The following is a 20232-nucleotide window of genomic DNA, read 5'->3' on the forward strand; positions in this document are numbered from 1 at the left end:
CAAAAAGGAGCCGATGAATGGGCATTATACAATTTGTCAAAAATCTATTTAAGAGAGGACAGTACGCAATGACTACAGAAAGTCTCGCAAGTATCACAGACCATCCTAAAATCGCAGTGACAAGCGCAGAGTATCGTCGAATCAATGAGAATCTAAGATACTATCAGAGCAAGATTGAGAAGATAACATACATGAATACGGACGGCATCAAGAAGCAAAGAGAAGCGACTCATTTGCCAATTGCTCGGACCGCTGCCAAGAAGATTGCTAGTCTGGTCTTTAACGAGCAGGCAACAATCAAGTTGGATGATGAACAAGCGGACGCATTCATCCAAGAAACATTGAAGAACGACCGCTTTAACAAGAATTTTGAGCGATACCTTGAAAGTTGTCTAGCCCTGGGTGGTCTTGCTATGCGCCCTTATGTAGACAACGGACGAGTGCGAGTGTCATTTATTCAAGCGCCTGTCTTTCTACCGCTTCAATCTAACACCCAAGACGTTTCAAGCGCTGGTATCGTGACTAAAACGATTAAATCAGCAGGCCAGAAGAACATCTACTACACCTTAATTGAGTTTCACGAATGGGGCAAGGATGGGAAGTACATCATTTCAAACGAGCTATACAGGTCTGAAAGCTCTGAACAAGTTGGTGTGCGTGTGCCGTTGGCAGAAGTCTACGAGGATCTAGAAGAACAAGTTGAACTTGACGGTCTAACAAGGCCGCTTTTTTCTTACCTAAAACCGCCCGGGATGAACAACAAGGACATCAATTCGCCCCTAGGTCTATCTATCTTCGATAATGCCAAGAGTACGATTGATTTTATCAATACGACTTATGATGAGTTCAAATGGGAAGTCAAGATGGGCCAACGTCGAGTGGCTGTTCCTGAGAATCTGACAGAAACCAGAATGGTATCTGACGACGGTGATATTAACATCGTCAAGCGCTTTGACGCTGAGCAAAATGTCTACTTGCGCTTGTCGAATAGCGACATGGATGGCGGAAACATCACTGACCTCACAACAGCAATCAGAGCAGATGACTACATCAAGAGTATCAACGAAGGCCTAGCGCTCTTTGAAATGCTTTTAGGTGTGTCTGCCGGTATGTTTACGTTTGACGGCCAGAGCTTGAAGACAGCTACTGAGGTTGTCAGCGAGAACTCAGACACTTACCAAATGAGAAACAGTATTGTCAGCTTGGTCGAGCAATCGCTGAAAGAGTTGATCATTTCGATCTGCGAGCTTGGAAGTCTTTACGAGCTATACAATGGTCCGATCCCTCAAATGGAGAAGATTGCAATCAATCTGGATGATGGTGTCTTCACTGACAAGAACAACGAGCTTGACTATTGGACTAAAGCTTTGGCTAGTGGCATTGTCAGCAAGGCTCACGCTATCCAAAAGGCATTTAACATGTCAGAGGTCGAAGCTAAGAAGATGATCCAGGCAATCAATCAGGAGACGATGGACACGGCTAACAGCCAGCGAACGCAAGAAGACATTGACTTGTACGGGGAGTGATTAAATGAACATAATTTCAAGGATTTTCTCGTTAGCTCCAAACCCTGCCAAGCTCTTCATGGAAAAGTCAGGAACATTGCTAGAGAGGATGCTAAATGAAAGGAAACAAGAGACCACCAATTCAATTCAATGACGAGCAACTGCTACTTCAAGCTAGCAACGTGGCAGACATCTATCACCAGCTGGCTTTGGATTTGTTTGATAACGTGGTCGAACGTGTGACAGAACGTGGTACTGTCTATCTTGATAAGCAACCCTACATCTGGCAACTTGAGAAGATGCAACAGATGCACATGCTCAACGAGGAGAATCTGAAGCTAATCTCTGAATACTCTGGAGTAGCCGAAGAACAACTGCGCTATATCGTCGAAAACGAGGGTTTGAAGCTCTACACAGACACGAAACAACAGCTTTTGGAAGATTTAGGCAGAGGATCCGCAGGAGATAGTAACCACATTCAAGAAATTCTTGCTGATTATGCTAGTCAAGCGGTCGGAGATATCCACAACCTAATCAACACGACACTTCCTAAAGCCGTTATTGGGGCTTATCAAGGTATCATTGAGCAATCTGTCGCTAGAGTTGTTACTGGCCTGTCTACGGCTGATAAGGCTATTTCTGACACGGTCATGAAATGGCAAGAGAAAGGTTTTCAAGGGTTCCAAGATAGCGCTGGGCGAAACTGGAAGATAGATAACTACGCCCGGATGGTTATTAAGACGACAACCTATCGAACTTTCCGAGAAATGCGAACGAGACCAGCTGAAGAATTGGGCATTGATACTTTTTATTACTCTAAAAAAAGCTCCGCCCGTGAAATGTGTGCACCTTTGCAGCATCAGATAGTAACTTACGGACCAGCTCGAATGGAAAATGGCGAGCGTATTCTATCTTTGGAAGACTATGGATATGGTAAGCCCGGCGGTTGTCTTGGTATTCATTGCGGTCACATGCTGACGCCTTTCATTCCAGGAGCAAACTACAAGCCTGATTTGGGAGAGGACGTGGCAGAGATAACGCCAGAGCAAGCAATCGAAAACGCCAACGCAGAGGCTAAGCAGAGAGCGCTAGAGCGGTCCATCAGAGCGAACAAGGAAAAGCTCCACGTCGCTGAGAAATTAGGCGATAAAGAGCTGATAGAAAAATATAATAGCAAGGTTAGGATCCAGCAGGGAGCCATGAGAGACTATCTCAAACAGCATCCGTTTCTACATCGTGATTATGCTAGAGAGAAGTACTACTACAATGATGACGCTGTTCAAAAGTTATACAAAACTATTGACAAACGCTCTAAAAAGGAGTATTCTGAAATACTACGAAATTTGGGAAACAAAGCGCCCAAGTCTTATAGTGATTTCCAAACCCTGAGCCGTTCTGAAAAGGAATCTTTGAGGTATGATAATAGGATTGTCAATTATTTCAAGGGGGGCATCCAAGAAAAACTGTCTGACAAGCAGAAACAGCTGGCAGTGGAGGCTTACTTTAATTTCAAGAATGACGGTATAGTGTTTGGAGACCACGCAATAGCTCGCTACATAGAGCGTATGAGACGCAATGATGGCACGTTCACCTACAACTATGACACGGTCAAAACAGCCTTTTCTCTGCCTCCTAACTACGTATCAGAGCAGAATGGCAGACTTGCAAGATACTATAACGGTATCCTCTACATCACTGAGCCTGATACAGATATTGTAGTAACTATGATGAAACGTAAAAAACTGAAAGGATTTAAACCATTATGAGATGCAGTCAACAAGTATTAGACATGCTAAAGCAAGCAGTCAGTGGTCAGATTGATAATTTTTGGGATTTCTCCTTTAAGTTTAACGCCCTTTTTGGAGAAGATGAGGACTTTGCCAAGGCTTGGGACAATGAAAACCCTGAAATGTTTGACGCTCTTAATGACTTTGAGCTGATGATGTTTTTAGAGGAGCACGACCCAAGTGATAAGCAAGGATTTATCAACTTCCTAACGCCTTACTACGAAAAGGCAAAGCAATTAGTAAAAATTAGCGCTTAGTACAATCTAGGCGCTTTTCTTATGCCCAAAATCAAAAAGGAGTAAAGAAATGAGATACAGAAAGAAGCCTGTTGAGGTTGATGCGGTGCGTTGGAACGGCAATAACCATAAAGAAGTGATTGACTTTGCAGAGAATAAGATTTGGTTCGATGGACTTGGGAACATATGGATTGCTACACTTGAAGGTGATATGGTGGCCAAAAAGGGAGATTATATCATCAAAGGCGTGCAAGGTGAATTTTACCCATGCAAGCCAGATATTTTTGCAGAAACATACGAAGAGCTGGAGTATCTGAATATTTTAGATACTATTTAGGAGGTGGTCACTCATCTTGACTGGTAGGAAAGACTACTTAAAACTACTCAAAAATACATAAACCGTATGGAAATCCAGACGGTTTTTATTTTGCCCTGGAGCATGGCGTAAAACTGTCTTAATTTGTCCATGTGACGTAAAAAAGGAGGAGTTAAGACATGAGTCTTAAACGTGAAATGTTAGTTGAGGCAGGTATCGAAGACAAGGCTGTCATTGACAATATTATGCAAGCGTACGGTGCAGGTATTGAAAATGCCAAGTCACAAGCCAAATCGGAACTACAAGCCGAAAACGAAACATTAAAACAGCAGCTTGAGCAACAAACCCAAGCTATCAATGAACTACAGGCCAAAGAGGGAGCAAGTGCTGAAAGCAAACAACAGCTTGAAGAACTAAAAGCCCAATTTGACCAGTACAAACTGGATAGTGAGGCAAACCTTGCTCAGGTCACTAAAACAAACGCTGTAGCCCTTGCTTTGAAAGATGTAGGAGCTTACAACTCTGAGGACTTGATGAAGTTCATTGACTTAGACAAAATTAGCCTAGGAGAAGATGGAAAGCCTCAATTAGAGGACACAATCAACAGTCTCAAGGAGTCTAGTCCTTACTTGTTCCATCAAGAGCAAGGGCAAGCAAAGCCGCAACCACGCTTTTCTGCCGGCGGGAATCCACCTGCAGATTCTGGCACAGAATTGTCGGAAGAAGATAAAGCCTTATACGCTGGCTTTGATAGCGTATAAAATCAAAAATAAAGAAAAGAGGAATATTACACATGGCAGTAAATTACGCAGCTAAATTTGATGGAAAGGTAGATGAGCGTTTTGCTAAAGAGGCCCTATCTACTGGAATTATTAACCAAGATTTTGATTTTACTGGTGTTGACACGGTTAAGGTCTACTCAGTTCCTACGTCAGGAATGAATGATTATAAGACAACCGGCCAGAACCGATACGGCGAGGCTGAGGAACTTGGCAACACCGTTCAAACTATGGTACTCAAGAAAGATCGTTCTTTCACCTTTACCATTGACAAGAAGTCTGAACAAGACACCAACGGAATTATGGAAGCGGGTAAAGCTCTTGCACGTCAGTTGTCAGAAGTCGTTATTCCTGAAGTTGATACTTACCGTTTTGCGACTATCGTAGCCGGTGCAGACTCAAGCCATATCGTAACCGCAGCAGTGACCAAAGACAACGCTTATGAGGCTGTTCTTGATGGCCAGGTTAAGCTAACTGACGCTTTTGTCCCAACGGCTGGTCGTGTCTTGCATGTGTCGCCTAAATTCTACAAACTTATCAAGCTTGACCCAACCTTCGTGAAGAATTCTGACCTTGGTCAAGAAATCACAATCAAAGGTCAAGTAGGTATGATTGACGGTTTGCCAGTCGTTTTGACTCCTACATCGCGTTTGCCACAAAATGTAGAGTTCATCATTGCTCACCCAGTAGCCACGTCATCTCCTGTGAAGTTAGAAGACTACAAAATCCACGACAACCCTCCAGGAATTAACGGCAAGCTTGTTGAGGGTCGCATCCGCTATGACGCTTTCGTTCTTGACAACAAGAAAAAAGCTATCTATGTTCACAAATCAGCATAAGGGAGGATAAGTAATGACTAAAAAGAAAACTGAGGAAACCACTGAGGAAGTGGTAGAAACGCAAGAAGTAACTGAGGAAACCACTGAGGAAGTGGTAGATTCAGTTTCTTCTAAGAAGTCGGTTACTGTGACTAAGGGCGGGGTATCTTTTACCCTGTCTGACCCTATCATGATTTCAGCCTTTGAAAATCAAGGCTACGAAGTGGAGGAATAAATTAAATGGCACAATTTAAAGCTAAAGCAAATTTCTACCTGGTCCAATCTGATCGTCACTTTGACGAAGGAAAAGTCTATGACTTGCAAGTAAGTGAAGCGGACAAAATCAACAAAATGTATAAGGCTGCGTTCGACGAAGATGGCTTAGAGCGCATCGAAGAAGAAGCTAAGAATGCGAAGGCGGCCGATACCGCCTCGTAAGGAGGTGAGTAGATGACCTACTTAACAAAAGATGAGTACGAAGAGCTTGGTTTTGACGTGGATGGCGATTTTGACAAATTGCTGAAGCGTGCAGAACTCGCTATCGATGCATATATTCGGGATTTTTACTCTCGAAATAGCTTCGATAGCGACCACGATGCTCGGAAAAAGGCTGTCAAACTTGCTACAGCTTTCCAGATTGCTTATTTGGACAGCTCAGGGATCATGACTGCTGAGGACAAGCAAGCAATGGCCAGCATGACCGTTGGGCGGACCTCTGTCAGTTATCGTGGAGGTAATCAAAACAGCGCTCAGATGCTTTCGTTGGCTGAAAGATACAATCTATCTAGAGATGCTGAAAACTGGCTGAAATTAGCTGGATTTGGCTTTGCGAGGGTTGATTATGATAGATAAAAGAATGCTACCGGATTCCGTAACGATTCAAAAAAAATTGAGCAAGGACGATTGGGGGAAAGAAACTTATGCAGAGCCTCTTTTGCTCTCTCCGTGCAAATTCGATAGGACGTTCTCTCAGACCGGATCAGGCAATCACCAGAGCGAAAATAAACCATCAACAGTGATTGTATATCACAAATACTGCCCTGTAGAGCTAGACAAGAGCTTTATAGGCGGTGTTGTTGATGATAAAGGGACGCTCTACATTGTCCGCAGCATCATCCCTCAATATCATCCATTCACTAAGAAGCTTCTGGCTTACGAAATCGAGGTGATTTGATGGGTGGTGTTTCGATTAAGATTGACTTAAAGGGCGTCGAAAAGAAAGTTTCTCCGGAAAATTTCGCAAAAGGGAAGCTGGCTATAGCCAATCAGGCTATGTTGGATATGGAGCAGTTCGTCCCGATACGAAGAGGAGACCTACGATCTAGCGGCCACGTCAGAAAGGATTCTATCGTGTATGCACAGCCTTACGCTAGAATTGTGTATTACGGCCGGAAACGGAAAGGCTTCTTTTCAGATAAGCAAAGAAGGTTCTTCTTTGCTAATAAAGAAAGATTATTGAGCCAAAAGCCGACGCCAGGGACAGGTCCTAGATGGGATAAAAAAGCTGTGCCACTCTATGCCCAAGCATGGGCAGACGTCGGCCTGCGAGCTATGGGGGTGAAATAATGCAGAATAATGACTTTTCAGAGGTCTTGCTTGAGCATATCAAAAGCATTCAATCAAAAATTCCGTCCGCCCTCGGATATCTAGACGAAAAGGAAGGGTTGGCAATCTACCCGCTGCCAGGAGGAAAAGTAGAGGACGAGGATATGGCTGGAACACAAACAGTCAGCCTGCCTTTTGAAATTGCGATCAAGTCAAGAGACCAAGCTTTAAACAATACGATACTGTGGCAGATAAATGCTGCCTTGTCAAAAATGGACTTGGATTTGCCGAGCAAAAACAAGTCATACAACTTTTTAAACCTTGCAGTTGATAAGCCGTACTTAAACGACTTAGACGAGCAAGGCTTTTATATTTACTTGCTAGATGTTACAGCTAGCCTCGAAATAGAAAGGGAAGAATAGATGGTAAAGAACAAAAACGTAAAACGTAAACATTACATCGGACCATACAAAGAAGCGACTCCTGATACTCCACCGACTGCACAAGAGTATCTCTGGATTGCGAAAGGAATTAAAGAATCGTCTCCTGATAACGATGAAAAGACAGACGACTTTTCAGATTTTGCAGGAGATGGAACGGTTGAAGAATTGGTAGTATCAAAAAAACGCGGACGCTCTTTCGAAGGTCTGCGTGATACAGACGACAAAGCTCAGAATTTTATCGCGGATAAACAGGACGCGGTGGGCGATGATCTTTTAGTTTGGTACAAAGAAGTTGATTCTACAGGGAAGACCCAATACGAAGGGCCAGCCCGTCTTTCTGAAATCGAAATCGGAGACGGTGAAGCTTCTGAAAATGAAAGTATCAAGTTTAAGATTGTATGGCGCCGCACTCCTAAGAAATCAGCTGTCGTACCAGGATAAGTTTTAGGCGTGAAATATCACGCCTTTTTCTTTTTGAAAGGAGAATTTTTATGGTTGTAATTAAAAAAATCAGTAATGTCATCCCAATCGATTTTGGGGAATTTCAGCTTGAATACAATGCAAATGACAAGGGAGCGAAAAACCTTGACAGTTATCGTGATGATCTATCGAAAAGATGGAAAAAAATCAGCAAATTAACCGATGAAGAAATCGCGATTCAAGCGATGGAAATCACAGAAGAAGGCTGGAGCAGATTGTTCGGCCCAGACGCTTTCCAGAAAGTGTATCAATTTGCAGGCGAAGACACGACGATTGCGTTCAATTATTTGCTTCAGGCCATCCTTGGCATTCAAAAGGAATACCTGGAGCGCAATTCAGAAGATACCATCAAGAAGTATCTAGCATGATGCTATGTTGGATATTTCAAGGAAGCTGGTAGATGAGCTTGTTTTAGAAATCGAAGGTGAAGAGCAGATTTTCCCGCTGCTCTTGTCGTTTGATAGAGTCTTAAAACTTTTTGAGATGTGGGGAGATGAGGAAATTCCCGAGATCATGCGCCCGCTACTCGCTTTGCAGATTCTGACTGGCGTCTCTTTTGAGAATTTAACGGTAGATGAAGCAATGGAAATTGTGAGGGCAGTCTTCGAAGAGCATATTCAGACCAGAAAAGTTGATGATGAGGTCGAGTATGACTTGGCCGGAAATGTTATCAAAACCACCTCAGCAGATGAGCCACATAAACGACTCTACAATCTGAAGTATGACGGTGATTATGTCTTCGCTTCGTTCATGCAGGCTTACAGAATTGACTTAATCGAAGAGATAGGGAAACTTCATTGGAAAAAGTTTAATGCTCTTCTTGTTGGGCTTCCTGAAGGCACAAAGTTTGTTGAAGTGTTAAAAATCCGGTCTTATGAGCCTCAAAAAGGGGACAGTTCGGAATACATCCAAAAGATGCGCGAGCTCCAGAAGGAATTTCGTTTGCCTGATGAAGATATCGACGACGAAGCTGAAGAAGATAGCTGGGATTAGAAAGGAGGTATAGATGGCAGATGGTAAGGTTGTCATCCAGGTTGAAATGGATGGGAACAAGGCTCAATCAGGAGTCTCTAAATTAAAAAGTTTGCTTGGCGGATTGAGTGAAAGCGGCGCTAAGCTCGGATCAGTGTTTAAGTCTGTTTTAGGTGCTAACCTCGTTAGCTCAGCTATCACATCCGGTATAGGTATGGTTGGCTCTGGCATCCGGGAAATGGTCGGAGAGTTGAACAGTTCGCAAAAAGCTTGGAAGACCTTTGAGGGGAATTTACAAGCTTTTGGTCGCTCTTCTGACGAAATAAGAAAAGCGAAGACGGAGATGCAGGACTTTGCAACCAAAACGATCTATTCAGCTTCGGACATGGCAAGCACCTACTCACAACTTGACGCAGTCGGTACTAAGAATGTTGGTAGTCTGGTTAAGGCATTTGGTGGGCTTGCAGCCTCAGCGGAAAACCCAGCCCAAGCCATGAAATCACTATCTACTCAAGCTACTCAGATGGCAAGTAAGCCTAAAGTAGCCTGGATGGACTTTAAAATCATGATGGAGCAAGCTCCTGCTGGTATGGCAGCAGTTGCTAAAGAGATGGGGATGTCTACCGCTGAGCTGGTATCGGCTGTTCAAGACGGCAAAATCAAGACAGAGGATTTCTTTGACGCTATGAACCGTGCAGGGAACTCTGACGCTTTCCAGAAGATGGCTACTGAGTTCAAGACGGTTGATCAAGCTATAGACGGGGCAAAAGAAAGTCTCTCTAACAAGCTCATGCCAGCGTTTGAAAAACTCAATGCATTTGGAATTAAGGCTGTCAATGCTCTATCTGATGCTCTAGAAAAAATAAATTTCGGCAAGCTGGCTGATGGTCTAGGGAAATTCCTTGAGAGTATCAATGTAGAGAAGATTGTAGCAAAAGCTAGCAGCACTATCTCAAACCTAGCAGGAAAAGTTAAGGCCTTTTGGACTGCCTTTTCTAACACTGGGGCGGTATCTGCCTTTATCAGCGCTATCCAGAGTATTGCAGGAGCTATTGGTCATATCTGGAATAGTCTAACCGCCTCAAACGAGCTAAACACTCTTGCTAGTGTCCTTGGGAATGTGGTGAAGTGGCTTTCTCAGGCTGCAACTGTAGCAGCTAACTTTATCAGTTCGCTGCCGGCTGGAGCAATTCAGGCAATAGTAGGCGGTTTGGTTGGTTTAGTTGCTGGCTTCAAAACCTTTAACTTTTTAAAAACCTTTAACCCTTTTAACATCTTCAAAAAGAATGCAACAGAAGCTGCAAGCGGAGCAGCTGAAGCTATTACGCAGGGACGGTCTAAAATCGCTCAAATTTTGGGTAGCTTAAGCTCTGTTATCGGTTCTATTGGAGGAGCAGTCAAATCTGCTGCAATCGGTATAGGGATTGGCATTAAAGCGGCATTAAGCGGGCTGTCGCAAGTCATCTTAGCTTTTGGCGCAGCCTTGCAAACCGCAGGCGTGGCCAATATCCTAGCCTTCGGCGGAGCGGTAGCTACAGCTGCAGTCGGGATTGGAGCTGGTGTGGCCATCATAGCAGCAGGATTTGCGCTGCTTGCTACGCAAGGTCAAGGGGTAGCTACTATCATCAATGCGGTAGGAGAAGCTTTTGCTACGGTAGCAAAAGCAATTATTGGAGCTTTTGCCCAAGCCATTGTTACAGTAGCTGGTGTGCTGCCGATTGTGACGTCTGCACTGGCTAATCTGGCCCCTCTAATCGTAGCTTTCGGCCAAGCATTCGGCGCAGCTGCTCCATTTGTCTCGGCGTTGGGGGAAGCGATAACCTCTATCGCCTCCGTTTTACCGCCTGTGATTAGTGCTTTTAGTCAAGGTATTGCGGCCATCGTTGAGGCTGTTACCCCAATTGTTGAAATTATAGGCAATGTCTTTACGACAGTAGCGCAAATTGTCGCAGATGCGATCGTTAGGATAGTGCAAGCTTTGACTCCATTTATGCCAGCGGTCGTACAGATAGCGCAGGCTTTGACTCCTGTGCTCCAATCAATAGCCGAGGCATTTACGACCTTAGTCGCTCAGATAAGTCCGATAATAGACAGCATAGCGAATCTATTCCGTACGCTAGGCAATGTCATCAAAAGCGTGCTTGACGGAGCGAAAGGTGTTATAGAGGGCTTTGGGAATGCTGTCAGGACCATTTTAGACGGTATATCTGGTATCTTTGATTCGATTGGTCGAGCTGCTTTAAGCGCTGGCCAAGGTTTTAAACTGCTTGCTCAAGGCGTAGTTATGATCACTAACACCAATCTTGGCGATATGGCTGCGTCTCTTGGAGCAGTTGCGCTCGGTGTTGGAAATATTGCAAGTAAATCAGCAGGATTGGCTCAAGCCGGAAATGCCATGAAAACACTCGGCGTTGGCATGACAACGGTATCAAGTCAAGCTAATGCAGCAGTTTCAGGGTTAACGAATTTTGCAACTAGAATTGCATCTTTACAGACCGCTGTCACAACATTACCTTCAATTCTTGCATCAGCCGCATCAAGCTTTGCTAGTTTTACAAGTCAGGTCGTTTCTGGTATCGCTGGTCTATCAGCTATCAATGCTCCTATTGCCGCATTGAGAATTCAAGTAACGACGATCACACCTGCTTTATTGCAGGCTGCCATGGGCTTTACTGTATTTGGTGCTCAGGTTATAGCAATCAACTCAAGCCTTACGATAGTCTCTGCTACCTTTGTGCAAGTTGGAACAAGCGCTGCAAGCGCCTCTGGCCAGATTACAGCTATTTCAGCAAGTACGGCATCAGCGATTGCAGCCTTTGCATCAATGTCTGCACAAGTTCAATCTTCTATGCAGATGATGCTTGCAGTGGTTCGCTCTACTGGTAGTCAGATGATTTCACAAGGTCGCCAGACTGGGCAACAGACCTCGCAGAATATCGCTCAAGGAATCCGAGGAGGAGGAGGGCAAGTAAGGAGCGCTATGAGCTCTCTGGTAAATGCCGCTCGTTCTGTTGGTATGTCTGGAGCCGCAACTATGCGTTATGTCGGGGCTATGATTGGCCAAGGTCTGGCTCAAGGTATGTATTCAGCTCTTTGGGCCGTAACAGCCGCAGCAAATGCCCTTGTGGCTCAGGCTGAGAGAGCGGCGCAGGCTAAAGCTCGCATCCACTCACCGTCTCGACTATTTAGGGATAATGTAGGTCGTTACATTTCGCAAGGTGTGGCTGTTGGTATTTTGGCAGATGCGCATAAAGTAGATAATGCGATGGGTGATGTTTACGACCAAATCAGAGCCTTTAAATATGCTCCGGAAGATATCATTGGCGTTGGTCAATCGCAGCTGTCTAGAACAGTGCAGGTCAAATCAGACCTAGAACGGTCAATCAAGGCCAGCGTTAAGGTTGTACAAGAGAAATCTAATAATCTTGTAGAACGAGCACTTGAAGTTGCTGAAAAAGCTGTGAAACGACCTGTAAACATGGTACTAGATGACGGAGCTTTGGTTGCTAAAATCGGCAAACCAATGAGCGATTATCAAAATGACAAATTATTACTAGATAACATGATGAGGGGGATAACGTAATGGACACAATCATCTATAACAATCATGACCTCTCTGAGGTTATCCGGATAATCGAGGTTATCAGACCAGTCGGAAATGAAAGGAGTGTCACGACAAATGACGCTCCTTTTTTAGGCGTTAACGTCCAAGATTTGAAAATAGGGCCTAAAAAAATCAAAGTAAAATTTGCAATCCACAAAAAGACGGCTAGAGATGCCGAAAGTGCAAAACATGCTTTGGCAAGCATCCTAAACACAAAGGACCCAGTGCGGATCACGATATCTGATGAACCTGATAAATACTATCTTGGCATGGCCGTCGGAGCTGTGGATATGGACAATGTTGCCCGCTGGTTTCAAAAGGGGGAGTTTGATATTTTGATTCCCGATGGTGTGGCCCACGCTATCACTTACAAGCGGTTTGATAACCCTAAGCAAGAGGGGAACAAGCTAGTTTTTGATCTGGTGAATAATGGGAATGTCGACGCTTTTCCCGTCGTTACCGTCAGAAACAACTCAGAAAATGGGTATATCGGCTTAGTCAATCCTAGCGGAGCTATGGAACTCGGCAATCGAGAAGAAACCGACTTAGAAACTTACAAACAGTCAGAAATCCTCTTTGATTATGTGACGAACAATGGGATCACAAAAGGATTTGCTGCAGCTAGGAAAGAATCTGGAGCGCTCAGAATTGAAAACAATTGGGGACGACCACACTTAGCTCTAGTTCCAGGCAACAATTCCGGAACGATTTCTTGGGATATTCCTGTCGATAGCTCCGGTCAAAGAGGAGCGTTGAACGATTACCTTTGGTGGCGGCAGATATGTTGGCTGGGTGCAGGGAATCAAATGGGGCTCATGAAAATAAACTTCGTCGACAGCACTGGAAGATTTATTTACGGAGTAGAAATCTACAAGCGCTGGTTTGGGCTGGAATGTGAGTACAATTTCTTAGTCCGTGGAGACAACGGGCCGCGTCTTGTTAAGAAATGGCAATTCACCGGGACGCATTATGATCATCACAACCCCTTTAACGCAGAGAGGGGCTGGTCTGATATCCAGCGCCGTGACGACATGGTGCAGGTATTTTGGTGGGGGACTTATCCACAATTTCATATTCCAGAAATTAAGGGAATAAAGACTGCTAAAATCCAAGTGATTATCAGCTCTATCAGCAACAATCCAATGATAAGTCATCTCTATCTAGACAGCCTTGTATATCGCAAGGACTTTGTCACGGGGATCCGTGATGTCCCAAATCGGTATCGACCAGGCTCGACGGTCGTGATAGATTGCGAAAATGACGGTATCACCGTGGATGGCCTGAACAAGTTCAGTGACCGCGTCCATGGGTCAAGCTGGTTAAAAGTTCCGCCTGGCAACAGCAAGCTAGAGGTTTACTGTTCGAGTTGGGCGAAGAACAAACCAACAGTAGCGGTCAATTTTGAGGAAAGGTGGTTATAAATGTTACTAACAATTCATGATGCTCACTTGCATCCTGTCGCTTCGATCGACAACGACAAGCAGACTACATTGAATTATTTTAACGATACCTGGCATCGTTTCTTTGAGACCGGTGCCGCCACCTTTGATTTTACAGTCGCAAAAAAGACCTTGAGTACAGATACGCATTCGAAGCGAGCTTACAATCTTTTGAGCGAAAAGAACTTTATCTCTTTTGAGTATGAAGGGGAAACCCAGCTCTTTACCGTCCGGAAAACAGTTGAAAACGAGAAAGTGATTAAAGTAAACTGCGTAAATCTCAACCTCGAATTGATTAACGAATATGCAAACCCATACAAAGCACCAAAAGCAATGTCCTTTAAAGAGTATTGCGAAGCTATGGATTTGCTCAATTTCACCTTGCTGCAGATTGGGATAAACGAAGTTTCTGACAAAAAAATCACTGCCGAATGGGAAGGTCAGGATACCAAATTAGCCCGACTTTTAAGTTTAGCCAACAAATTTGGAGCTGAAATCGAGTTTAAAACACGGCTTAATGATGATAGCTCTATCAAAGCGTTCGTGGTCAATGTGTACCATGAAAACGACGCTACACATCAAGGCGTGGGGAAAGTCCAGTCTAAAGTGTTGCGTTATGGACGAGACTTTCGCTCTCTTACTCGCACAGTTGATACAACAGGAATTTATAACGCCACTCGGCCAACTGGCAAAACAGAAGAAGGCGAAGTCGTAACGATTGCAGGAATGCAGGCGTTAGAAATTAAAAATGAAAAAGGAGAGATTGAGTTCTTTCAAAGAGGGGATATGCTCTACGCTCCTTTATCAATGAGTATGTTTCCAGCAGCATTTACTAGCGGAACAATGTCCGACCAGTGGATTCGTAAGGATTTTCCGGTCGAGTCCGCAAGTAAAGAGGTTATCCGATCTAGTGCTCTGAGAGAGCTGAAAAAGAATTGCTATCCTGCTGTAACCTATGAAGTAGATGGTTTTTTGCCTTATGGGCCAGGAGACACTGTTGAGGTTGAGGATGATGGCTTTTATCCAGCACTACTGTTACAAATGCGAGTCTTTGAACAATCAATGAGCTTTACTGGCACCGGAGAAAATAAAACGGTCTTCGCTAACTTTAAAGCGATTGAAAACAAAGTATCAAGCAGCTTGCAACAACGTTTAGAAAACATGCTGGAAGAAGCGAAGCCGTATTCAGTTAGTCTCGCTACTGATAATGGCCATATCTTTAAAAACAACCAGGGCGAATCCACAGTCTTCCCAACGCTCAAAAAGGGCAATAGGGCTGTGGAATGTACTTGGAAGTGGCTGATTGATAACGAGGATTTTGGCCAAGCTCCAAGCCATAAGGTCACAGCGGCAGGAATGAGGGAATCCCTTACCTTGACGGCTATAGCCTTGGTAAATGGTCAGGAAGTAGCCAGAGAGCAGTTGACTTTTACTAATGTCAACGACGGTCAAAACGGAGCTAAAGGAGACCCTGGGCCGCAAGGACCCAAAGGTTCTACTGGAGCAACTGGAGCCAAAGGCGACAAAGGTGAAACTGGAGCTAGAGGCCCTCAAGGTGAACGTGGGGCTCAAGGAGCTACAGGACCACAAGGGCCAAAGGGAGAGCGAGGAGAACGAGGAGACCCAGCTGACACCGCAGAGTTAAAAAAAGCTGTAACAGCGGCTCAAACCCAATTGGCAGATGTCAAAGACAATCTGGCAGGAGTCAGGGCGAACCTGACGCAGGCTCAGAGTCAGTTGAATAGCAATATCAGTCAAATACGCTCGGATGTTGGCTCCATCCGCACCAAGCAGACCCAAGCTGAGTCTGAGATAGCCAAGCAAGTGCAAGCGCTAAATGCAACTAAAACCGAACTTGCGGGTGTGAAATCCGCTCAGGCTACGTTTGAGCAGACGACTACTCGCAGGCTTGCTGAGCTGGCCAATGTGGCCGATGGTAAAGCTAGCAAATCTGAGCTTGTGCAGACAGCTGAGGAGCTGAAAAGTCGGATTGCGAGTGTGCAGGCCTCGGGTCGAAACCTCTTTTTAAATTCACTTTTTAAGCAAGATATCAGGAAAACTGGTATTTGGACTACGAGCACCTACACAGCTACCATCGATAGCGAAAACAAGTATCTTGGGCACAACGCCTTGAAAATCGTTGGGCAAGACCCAGCTGGCAAGGACGGCGGAAACCCTAAAATCACTTATCCAGCTACTGGGCAATATGGCAAAGTAGCGCCGGGAAGCATGACCAATCAGAATGTGACCATCAGCTTTTATGCCAAAGCAGAAAATGCTGGAACGATTTTACGGTCAAGACTTGGAAATATTGGTTATAAAGACGGGAATGTGACCTTGACCTTTGAGGTGCGAGCAAGCGGAATCCGTCAGGAAATCATCAATGCGACCAAGGACAAGGCTGATAAGACCTTGGTCACGGCAGAGGCTGGGAAGTTGAGGGAAGAGCTGGCAACTGTGCAAGCTTACGTCAACGCAGACGGCACACGAGCCGAATCTCTGCGCACTTACTCTCGCGAAGAGACCGCACGTCAGCTGACCACTCTGCGCCAGATCGTTGAATCTGGCTATGTGGGCAGGGCTCAGCACGCAGAAGACGTGCGGAGCATAAGCAGGCGATTTGAGGAGCTGCGGACAGGAGCTAGTAATTTACTCTTAAACACAGGGTTTAATAAAATTTCTGACGTTAATAATGTCAATAACCCGATACTTAAGCTCAATCAAAATGACTATAACGGTCACAATTCAATTGAGGTTGCTGTGACAGGTCAAAATAAAAATGCGTGGAAGGGAATTACCTTAAATGCAAGTATTAGTGGATTTAAAGAAGGCGACACAATCGCTGTCAGAATGCCGATTTACATTTTTTCTGACGTCCCCATAAATGCAGGCTTAGCTCTACAATTGAAGAACCATTCGAAAAATAAAAGTCATCTTTTCAAAGATTTAGGAGACTTACCTCGAAACAAATGGCACATTGTTGAATTTCTGCACACTTTTAATAACGACGCTGATTTTGAAGGTATGAATTTTTTCTATTTGTACTCAACGCAAAACGGACATTATAAAATCGCGGAGCCGTCGCTCACGTTATCAAATATAATCCCGTCAAGTTGGACACCAGCATTCGAGGATAGCAAAAGCTATACCAATACCAAGCTAGCCGAATATAGGCAAGACGTTGACGGTCAACTAGCCAGCATGCAAACTGCTATAAACACGGCTAATGGCTCATTGACGGTCTTTAATACGTGGAAGCAGTCAGCGCAGGAAACGCTGAACAAAGTTGGCAAGGTTGAGTCTGGTCTTAACGAGACCAAGACTAGTTTGGCTGAGTTTAAGCAGACAGCTGAAGGTCAGCTGACTACGATTACTCAGCAGGTCGCTGGTAAAGTCTCACAAACAGAGCTAACTCAGCGAGCTAATCAAATCACGCAAGCTGTGCAGGAACTTAGTAACTCAGTCCTCAGAAAAAGCCAAGTTAAAATCAATGAGGGGGGTATCATCTCTAGCGTTGAGAAGACCGTCAACGGCCAGACTTTGGCTAGCATGATTGTTCAAAGCCCGGAAAATGTTGAGATTATCGCCCGTTTGCTAAAAGTAAAGGGCGACATGATTGTCAACGGCTCTGTCACAGTTGACAAGCTGAACATTGAAGGTGAGCTATCTGCCCTAAGCGGTAAGCTTGGTAGAGTGACCTCTGGAGAAATCATCAACGAGTACGAAACGCCTTACACTAGAGGTGAAATCAGAATCGCTGACAACATCCAGATTACGAACCACAACAAATCAGGACCTCGCTCAAATCTAGGCAAGGAAGAAATCAAGATGCTGCCAAACGGCATTTTGATGAATGCTTATGACACCAATGAGAAGCCGATCCATACGATGCAAGTGTCGCCTGACATTATTTCGTATCAACGCCTTAACTACTCGCTGAAAGGCGGAGGGACAGGCTCTTGGGACTTGGCCTATTCAAACGGCTATTCCGCTCTCAACATCGATACAGTCAACCAGAAAATCAGGTTACAGGCTGAGTCTAGTTTGATGTGGGGGATCAATGCTACGTTTTTGCGAATCGGGAATCTAGTGACCGTTTCAGTTACTCGTATCATCAAAAACATTGCTAGCATTGTCGAGAATGCCAAAGCAGTTGAACGGATACCGGCCGGATTTCGGCCAATCTCCCAAGCCCACTTGACATTGACTGGGAACGTCAATGCGACAATTGATGCAACGTGTATCGTCCACTTAGAGCCCGACGGAGCTATCAGATACACAAATAACAAATTTGGTGATCGTGTCTGGACGGGGACTGTCAGCTATACGACTGTGGATGAATTCCCTCTGGCCGGAGACGTGCCGAAAGGCAAAATCATATAGAGAGGTATTTATGGATAGTAAATTTTACAATCTTATGCTAGCTGGATATAAGGAACGGCTAGATAACTCGACTTTGGGAGAAATCGAACTAAAGGCTCGATTGATCCTAGAGCAAGAAAAAAATGCGGAATTGCAAGCAAAAGTAACAGAGCTGGAAGCTTTGCTTGAAGAACAAACGAAACCAGCTAAAGAAGGAGAATAATCATGACTTTAGAAATTACAAAAACAACTAAAATCGTAGGCCGTATTAAAATCGACGACACAGTCGTCAAGACAATGACAGCGGATATTGACGATAAAGGTGTGACAACACATAACTCATGGCTTGATAATCCTGAGGTTTACACGACCAATCGTCGCGAAGTGCGAGATCAAGAAGAGGCATTTCAGGATGCGGTATATGCTGCTGAGGATGCGATTATTGCGGAGTTGGGAGCTGGGTCTAAAGAGAAAAAGGGGGTGATGAATGCAGGCTAACATTTTGGAATGGTCACACAGCTTGCGTGCCTTAATTGATACGCAGGATGAACTGATTGTGTTTACTTTAGCGCTCATCATGGGTGCTATGGCTATTGACTTCCTTACTGGAACTTTGGCCGCTAAGCTCAATCCCAACATTGAATTTCGCAGCAAAGAAGGAATCAATGGAATTATTCGCAAGATTGCTAGTATCGCTTTACTAGCTTTTTGCATTCCGCTGTCTATCTTGCTGCCTGAAGGAATTGGACTGGGAGCTCTACAGATCCTTTATTTCGGGTATCTGTTTTTTGAGCTAAAATCTATTCTGGAAAATTTTGATAAACTAGGTATTAACACAACATTCTTTCGAGAATTTGTTGAAAAAATATCAAATTCGGATAAAAATGATAAAAAATAGAATAAAAGAGCAGGCGCTGAAGCTTGCTCTGTTTGCTTTTGCTGCGGGCTACTTTTGGCTCGCGGCGTTTGAAAAATTGAAAGGAAAATAAAAAAAAATGACAACAGCAAATGAACTTGTACAATTTACGATTGGCTTAGCGAACTCGGGCATGGGTGTTGATAAAGATGGATTCGGAGGCACTCAATGCGCTGATCTAGTGACTTACCCATCTAAACATTTCTTTGGAGTGGATTTGTGGGGCAATGCCGTTGATTTGCTAGATTCCGCAGAAGCTGCTGGCTGGGAAGTACACCGCATGCCAACCGATGCTAACCCACGAGCTGGAGCATTTTTCAACATGAATGCTTGGTTTGGTGGTGTTAACTATGGGCATTGTGGCATCGTCATTGAGGATTCTGATGGTATTACTATGCGAACTGTTGAGCAGAACATTGATGGAAATGTTGATGCTCTAATCGTTGGAGGACCAGCTCGATACAATAATCGAGGTTTTGAGGACGTAATTGGCTGGTTTTATCCACCATACAGCGACGGCCCAGCGCCAGCTACTCCAGCAGATGTATCACCAACATCAGACGAAATTGAGCTCACGCCTGAAACAGGCGCATTTAAGGTAGGAGAAGTAGCTATCAATGTGCGCCGTGAGCCAAATCTTAATGGTGAAATCGTGCATGTCTACGAACCTGGTGAATCTGTTAATTACGACAGCAAGGGTTCAGCTAATGGCTACCGCTGGATCTCCTACGTTGGGGAATCTGGCAATCGTAATTACATGGCCATTGGTCAAACTGACGAAGCAGGGAATCGCATCACTCTCTGGGGTGATTTGAGCTAAAAAACCGCAGCGGAAACTGCGGAAAATAAATATTTTTTCTTAAATTTTAATCTACCCCCCGGCCGAAAAGGCTGGGGCTTTTTTTGTTATAATGGGAAAATTTAAAATTTTCCGTAGCGATAGACTTGGCAGGCCGACAGCGATGTCGGTCTGTTTTTGTTTTCCCTCGTTTATATTAGATAGAGAATTTTAGTGTCTTTTATTGAAATG

At 44.4% G+C, this 20232-nt stretch carries 21 protein-coding genes and 1 pseudogene; all 22 read left to right on the forward strand.

Going from position 1 to position 20232, the window contains the following annotated elements:
• Nucleotides 1–17: 17 nt before the first annotated feature.
• Nucleotides 18–1526: a phage portal protein gene (locus D8792_RS10300; RefSeq protein WP_125373947.1), complete on the forward strand. Its 1509-nt coding sequence runs from the start codon at nucleotides 18–20 to the stop codon at nucleotides 1524–1526.
• A 95-nt stretch (nucleotides 1527–1621) separates the two neighbouring features.
• Entirely contained in the window at nucleotides 1622–3271 is a 1650-nt protein-coding gene (locus D8792_RS10305) for a phage minor capsid protein (protein WP_125373948.1), read from the forward strand.
• Nucleotides 3268–3549 carry a hypothetical protein gene (locus tag D8792_RS10310; protein WP_125373949.1) on the forward strand — a complete coding sequence of 94 codons (282 nt, stop codon included), beginning with the start codon at nucleotides 3268–3270 and terminating at the stop codon, nucleotides 3547–3549. The genes D8792_RS10305 and D8792_RS10310 overlap by 4 nt, the downstream gene beginning before the upstream one ends.
• A gap of 49 nt (nucleotides 3550–3598) precedes the next feature.
• Complete coding sequence (locus D8792_RS10315) at nucleotides 3599–3865, forward strand: hypothetical protein (RefSeq protein WP_125373950.1); 267 nt, start codon at nucleotides 3599–3601, stop codon at nucleotides 3863–3865.
• A gap of 158 nt (nucleotides 3866–4023) precedes the next feature.
• On the forward strand, nucleotides 4024–4605 hold the full coding sequence (locus D8792_RS10320; RefSeq protein WP_125373951.1) for a phage scaffolding protein: 582 nt from the start codon (nucleotides 4024–4026) through the stop codon (nucleotides 4603–4605).
• A gap of 32 nt (nucleotides 4606–4637) precedes the next feature.
• Nucleotides 4638–5462: a phage major capsid protein gene (locus D8792_RS10325; RefSeq protein ID WP_125373952.1), complete on the forward strand. Its 825-nt coding sequence runs from the start codon at nucleotides 4638–4640 to the stop codon at nucleotides 5460–5462.
• A 13-nt stretch (nucleotides 5463–5475) separates the two neighbouring features.
• On the forward strand, nucleotides 5476–5676 hold the full coding sequence (locus D8792_RS10330) for a hypothetical protein (RefSeq protein WP_125373953.1): 201 nt from the start codon (nucleotides 5476–5478) through the stop codon (nucleotides 5674–5676).
• 5 nt (nucleotides 5677–5681) lie between these two features.
• Nucleotides 5682–5879 carry a hypothetical protein gene (locus D8792_RS10335; protein ID WP_125373954.1) on the forward strand — a complete coding sequence of 66 codons (198 nt, stop codon included), beginning with the start codon at nucleotides 5682–5684 and terminating at the stop codon, nucleotides 5877–5879.
• A 12-nt stretch (nucleotides 5880–5891) separates the two neighbouring features.
• The gene (locus tag D8792_RS10340; protein ID WP_125373955.1) at nucleotides 5892–6293 is read left to right on the forward strand and encodes a head-tail connector protein; all 402 of its coding nucleotides are present in this window, start codon (nucleotides 5892–5894) and stop codon (nucleotides 6291–6293) included.
• 4 nt (nucleotides 6294–6297) lie between these two features.
• Nucleotides 6298–6615: a putative minor capsid protein gene (locus D8792_RS10345; RefSeq protein WP_221763075.1), complete on the forward strand. Its 318-nt coding sequence runs from the start codon at nucleotides 6298–6300 to the stop codon at nucleotides 6613–6615.
• Complete coding sequence (locus D8792_RS10350; RefSeq protein WP_125373957.1) at nucleotides 6615–7007, forward strand: minor capsid protein; 393 nt, start codon at nucleotides 6615–6617, stop codon at nucleotides 7005–7007. Before D8792_RS10345 ends, D8792_RS10350 begins: the two co-directional genes overlap by 1 nt.
• The gene (locus D8792_RS10355) at nucleotides 7007–7408 is read left to right on the forward strand and encodes a minor capsid protein (protein ID WP_125373958.1); all 402 of its coding nucleotides are present in this window, start codon (nucleotides 7007–7009) and stop codon (nucleotides 7406–7408) included. Before D8792_RS10350 ends, D8792_RS10355 begins: the two co-directional genes overlap by 1 nt.
• A complete protein-coding gene (locus tag D8792_RS10360) occupies nucleotides 7409–7870 on the forward strand; it encodes a phage tail tube protein (protein WP_048792148.1) in 462 nt (153 codons plus the stop codon).
• Between the two features lie 50 nt (nucleotides 7871–7920).
• Nucleotides 7921–8277: a hypothetical protein gene (locus tag D8792_RS10365; RefSeq protein ID WP_125373959.1), complete on the forward strand. Its 357-nt coding sequence runs from the start codon at nucleotides 7921–7923 to the stop codon at nucleotides 8275–8277.
• 4 nt (nucleotides 8278–8281) lie between these two features.
• Entirely contained in the window at nucleotides 8282–8902 is a 621-nt protein-coding gene (locus D8792_RS10370; protein WP_125373960.1) for a Gp15 family bacteriophage protein, read from the forward strand.
• Nucleotides 8903–8915: 13 nt separating this feature from the next.
• A complete protein-coding gene (locus D8792_RS10375) occupies nucleotides 8916–12464 on the forward strand; it encodes a tape measure protein (protein ID WP_125373961.1) in 3549 nt (1182 codons plus the stop codon).
• Nucleotides 12464–13906, forward strand: a complete 1443-nt coding sequence (locus D8792_RS10380) for a distal tail protein Dit (protein ID WP_125373962.1) — start codon at nucleotides 12464–12466, stop codon at nucleotides 13904–13906. Before D8792_RS10375 ends, D8792_RS10380 begins: the two co-directional genes overlap by 1 nt.
• Nucleotides 13907–18307 (forward strand): hypothetical protein, encoded by a 4401-nt coding sequence (locus D8792_RS11845; protein WP_376739445.1) that lies wholly within the window; start codon nucleotides 13907–13909, stop codon nucleotides 18305–18307.
• 10 nt (nucleotides 18308–18317) lie between these two features.
• Entirely contained in the window at nucleotides 18318–18509 is a 192-nt protein-coding gene (locus D8792_RS10395; protein ID WP_125373963.1) for a hypothetical protein, read from the forward strand.
• Between the two features lie 2 nt (nucleotides 18510–18511).
• The gene (locus D8792_RS10400; RefSeq protein ID WP_125373964.1) at nucleotides 18512–18784 is read left to right on the forward strand and encodes a hypothetical protein; all 273 of its coding nucleotides are present in this window, start codon (nucleotides 18512–18514) and stop codon (nucleotides 18782–18784) included.
• Complete coding sequence (locus tag D8792_RS10405; protein ID WP_125373965.1) at nucleotides 18774–19184, forward strand: phage holin family protein; 411 nt, start codon at nucleotides 18774–18776, stop codon at nucleotides 19182–19184. Before D8792_RS10400 ends, D8792_RS10405 begins: the two co-directional genes overlap by 11 nt.
• 112 nt (nucleotides 19185–19296) lie before the next feature.
• A pseudogene (locus tag D8792_RS10410) lies at nucleotides 19297–20022 on the forward strand (SH3 domain-containing protein); the annotation flags it as partial.
• Nucleotides 20023–20232: the final 210 nt, after the last annotated feature.

The organism is Streptococcus cristatus (assembly GCF_003943505.1).
Classification (GTDB): Bacteria; Bacillota; Bacilli; order Lactobacillales; family Streptococcaceae; genus Streptococcus; species Streptococcus cristatus_E.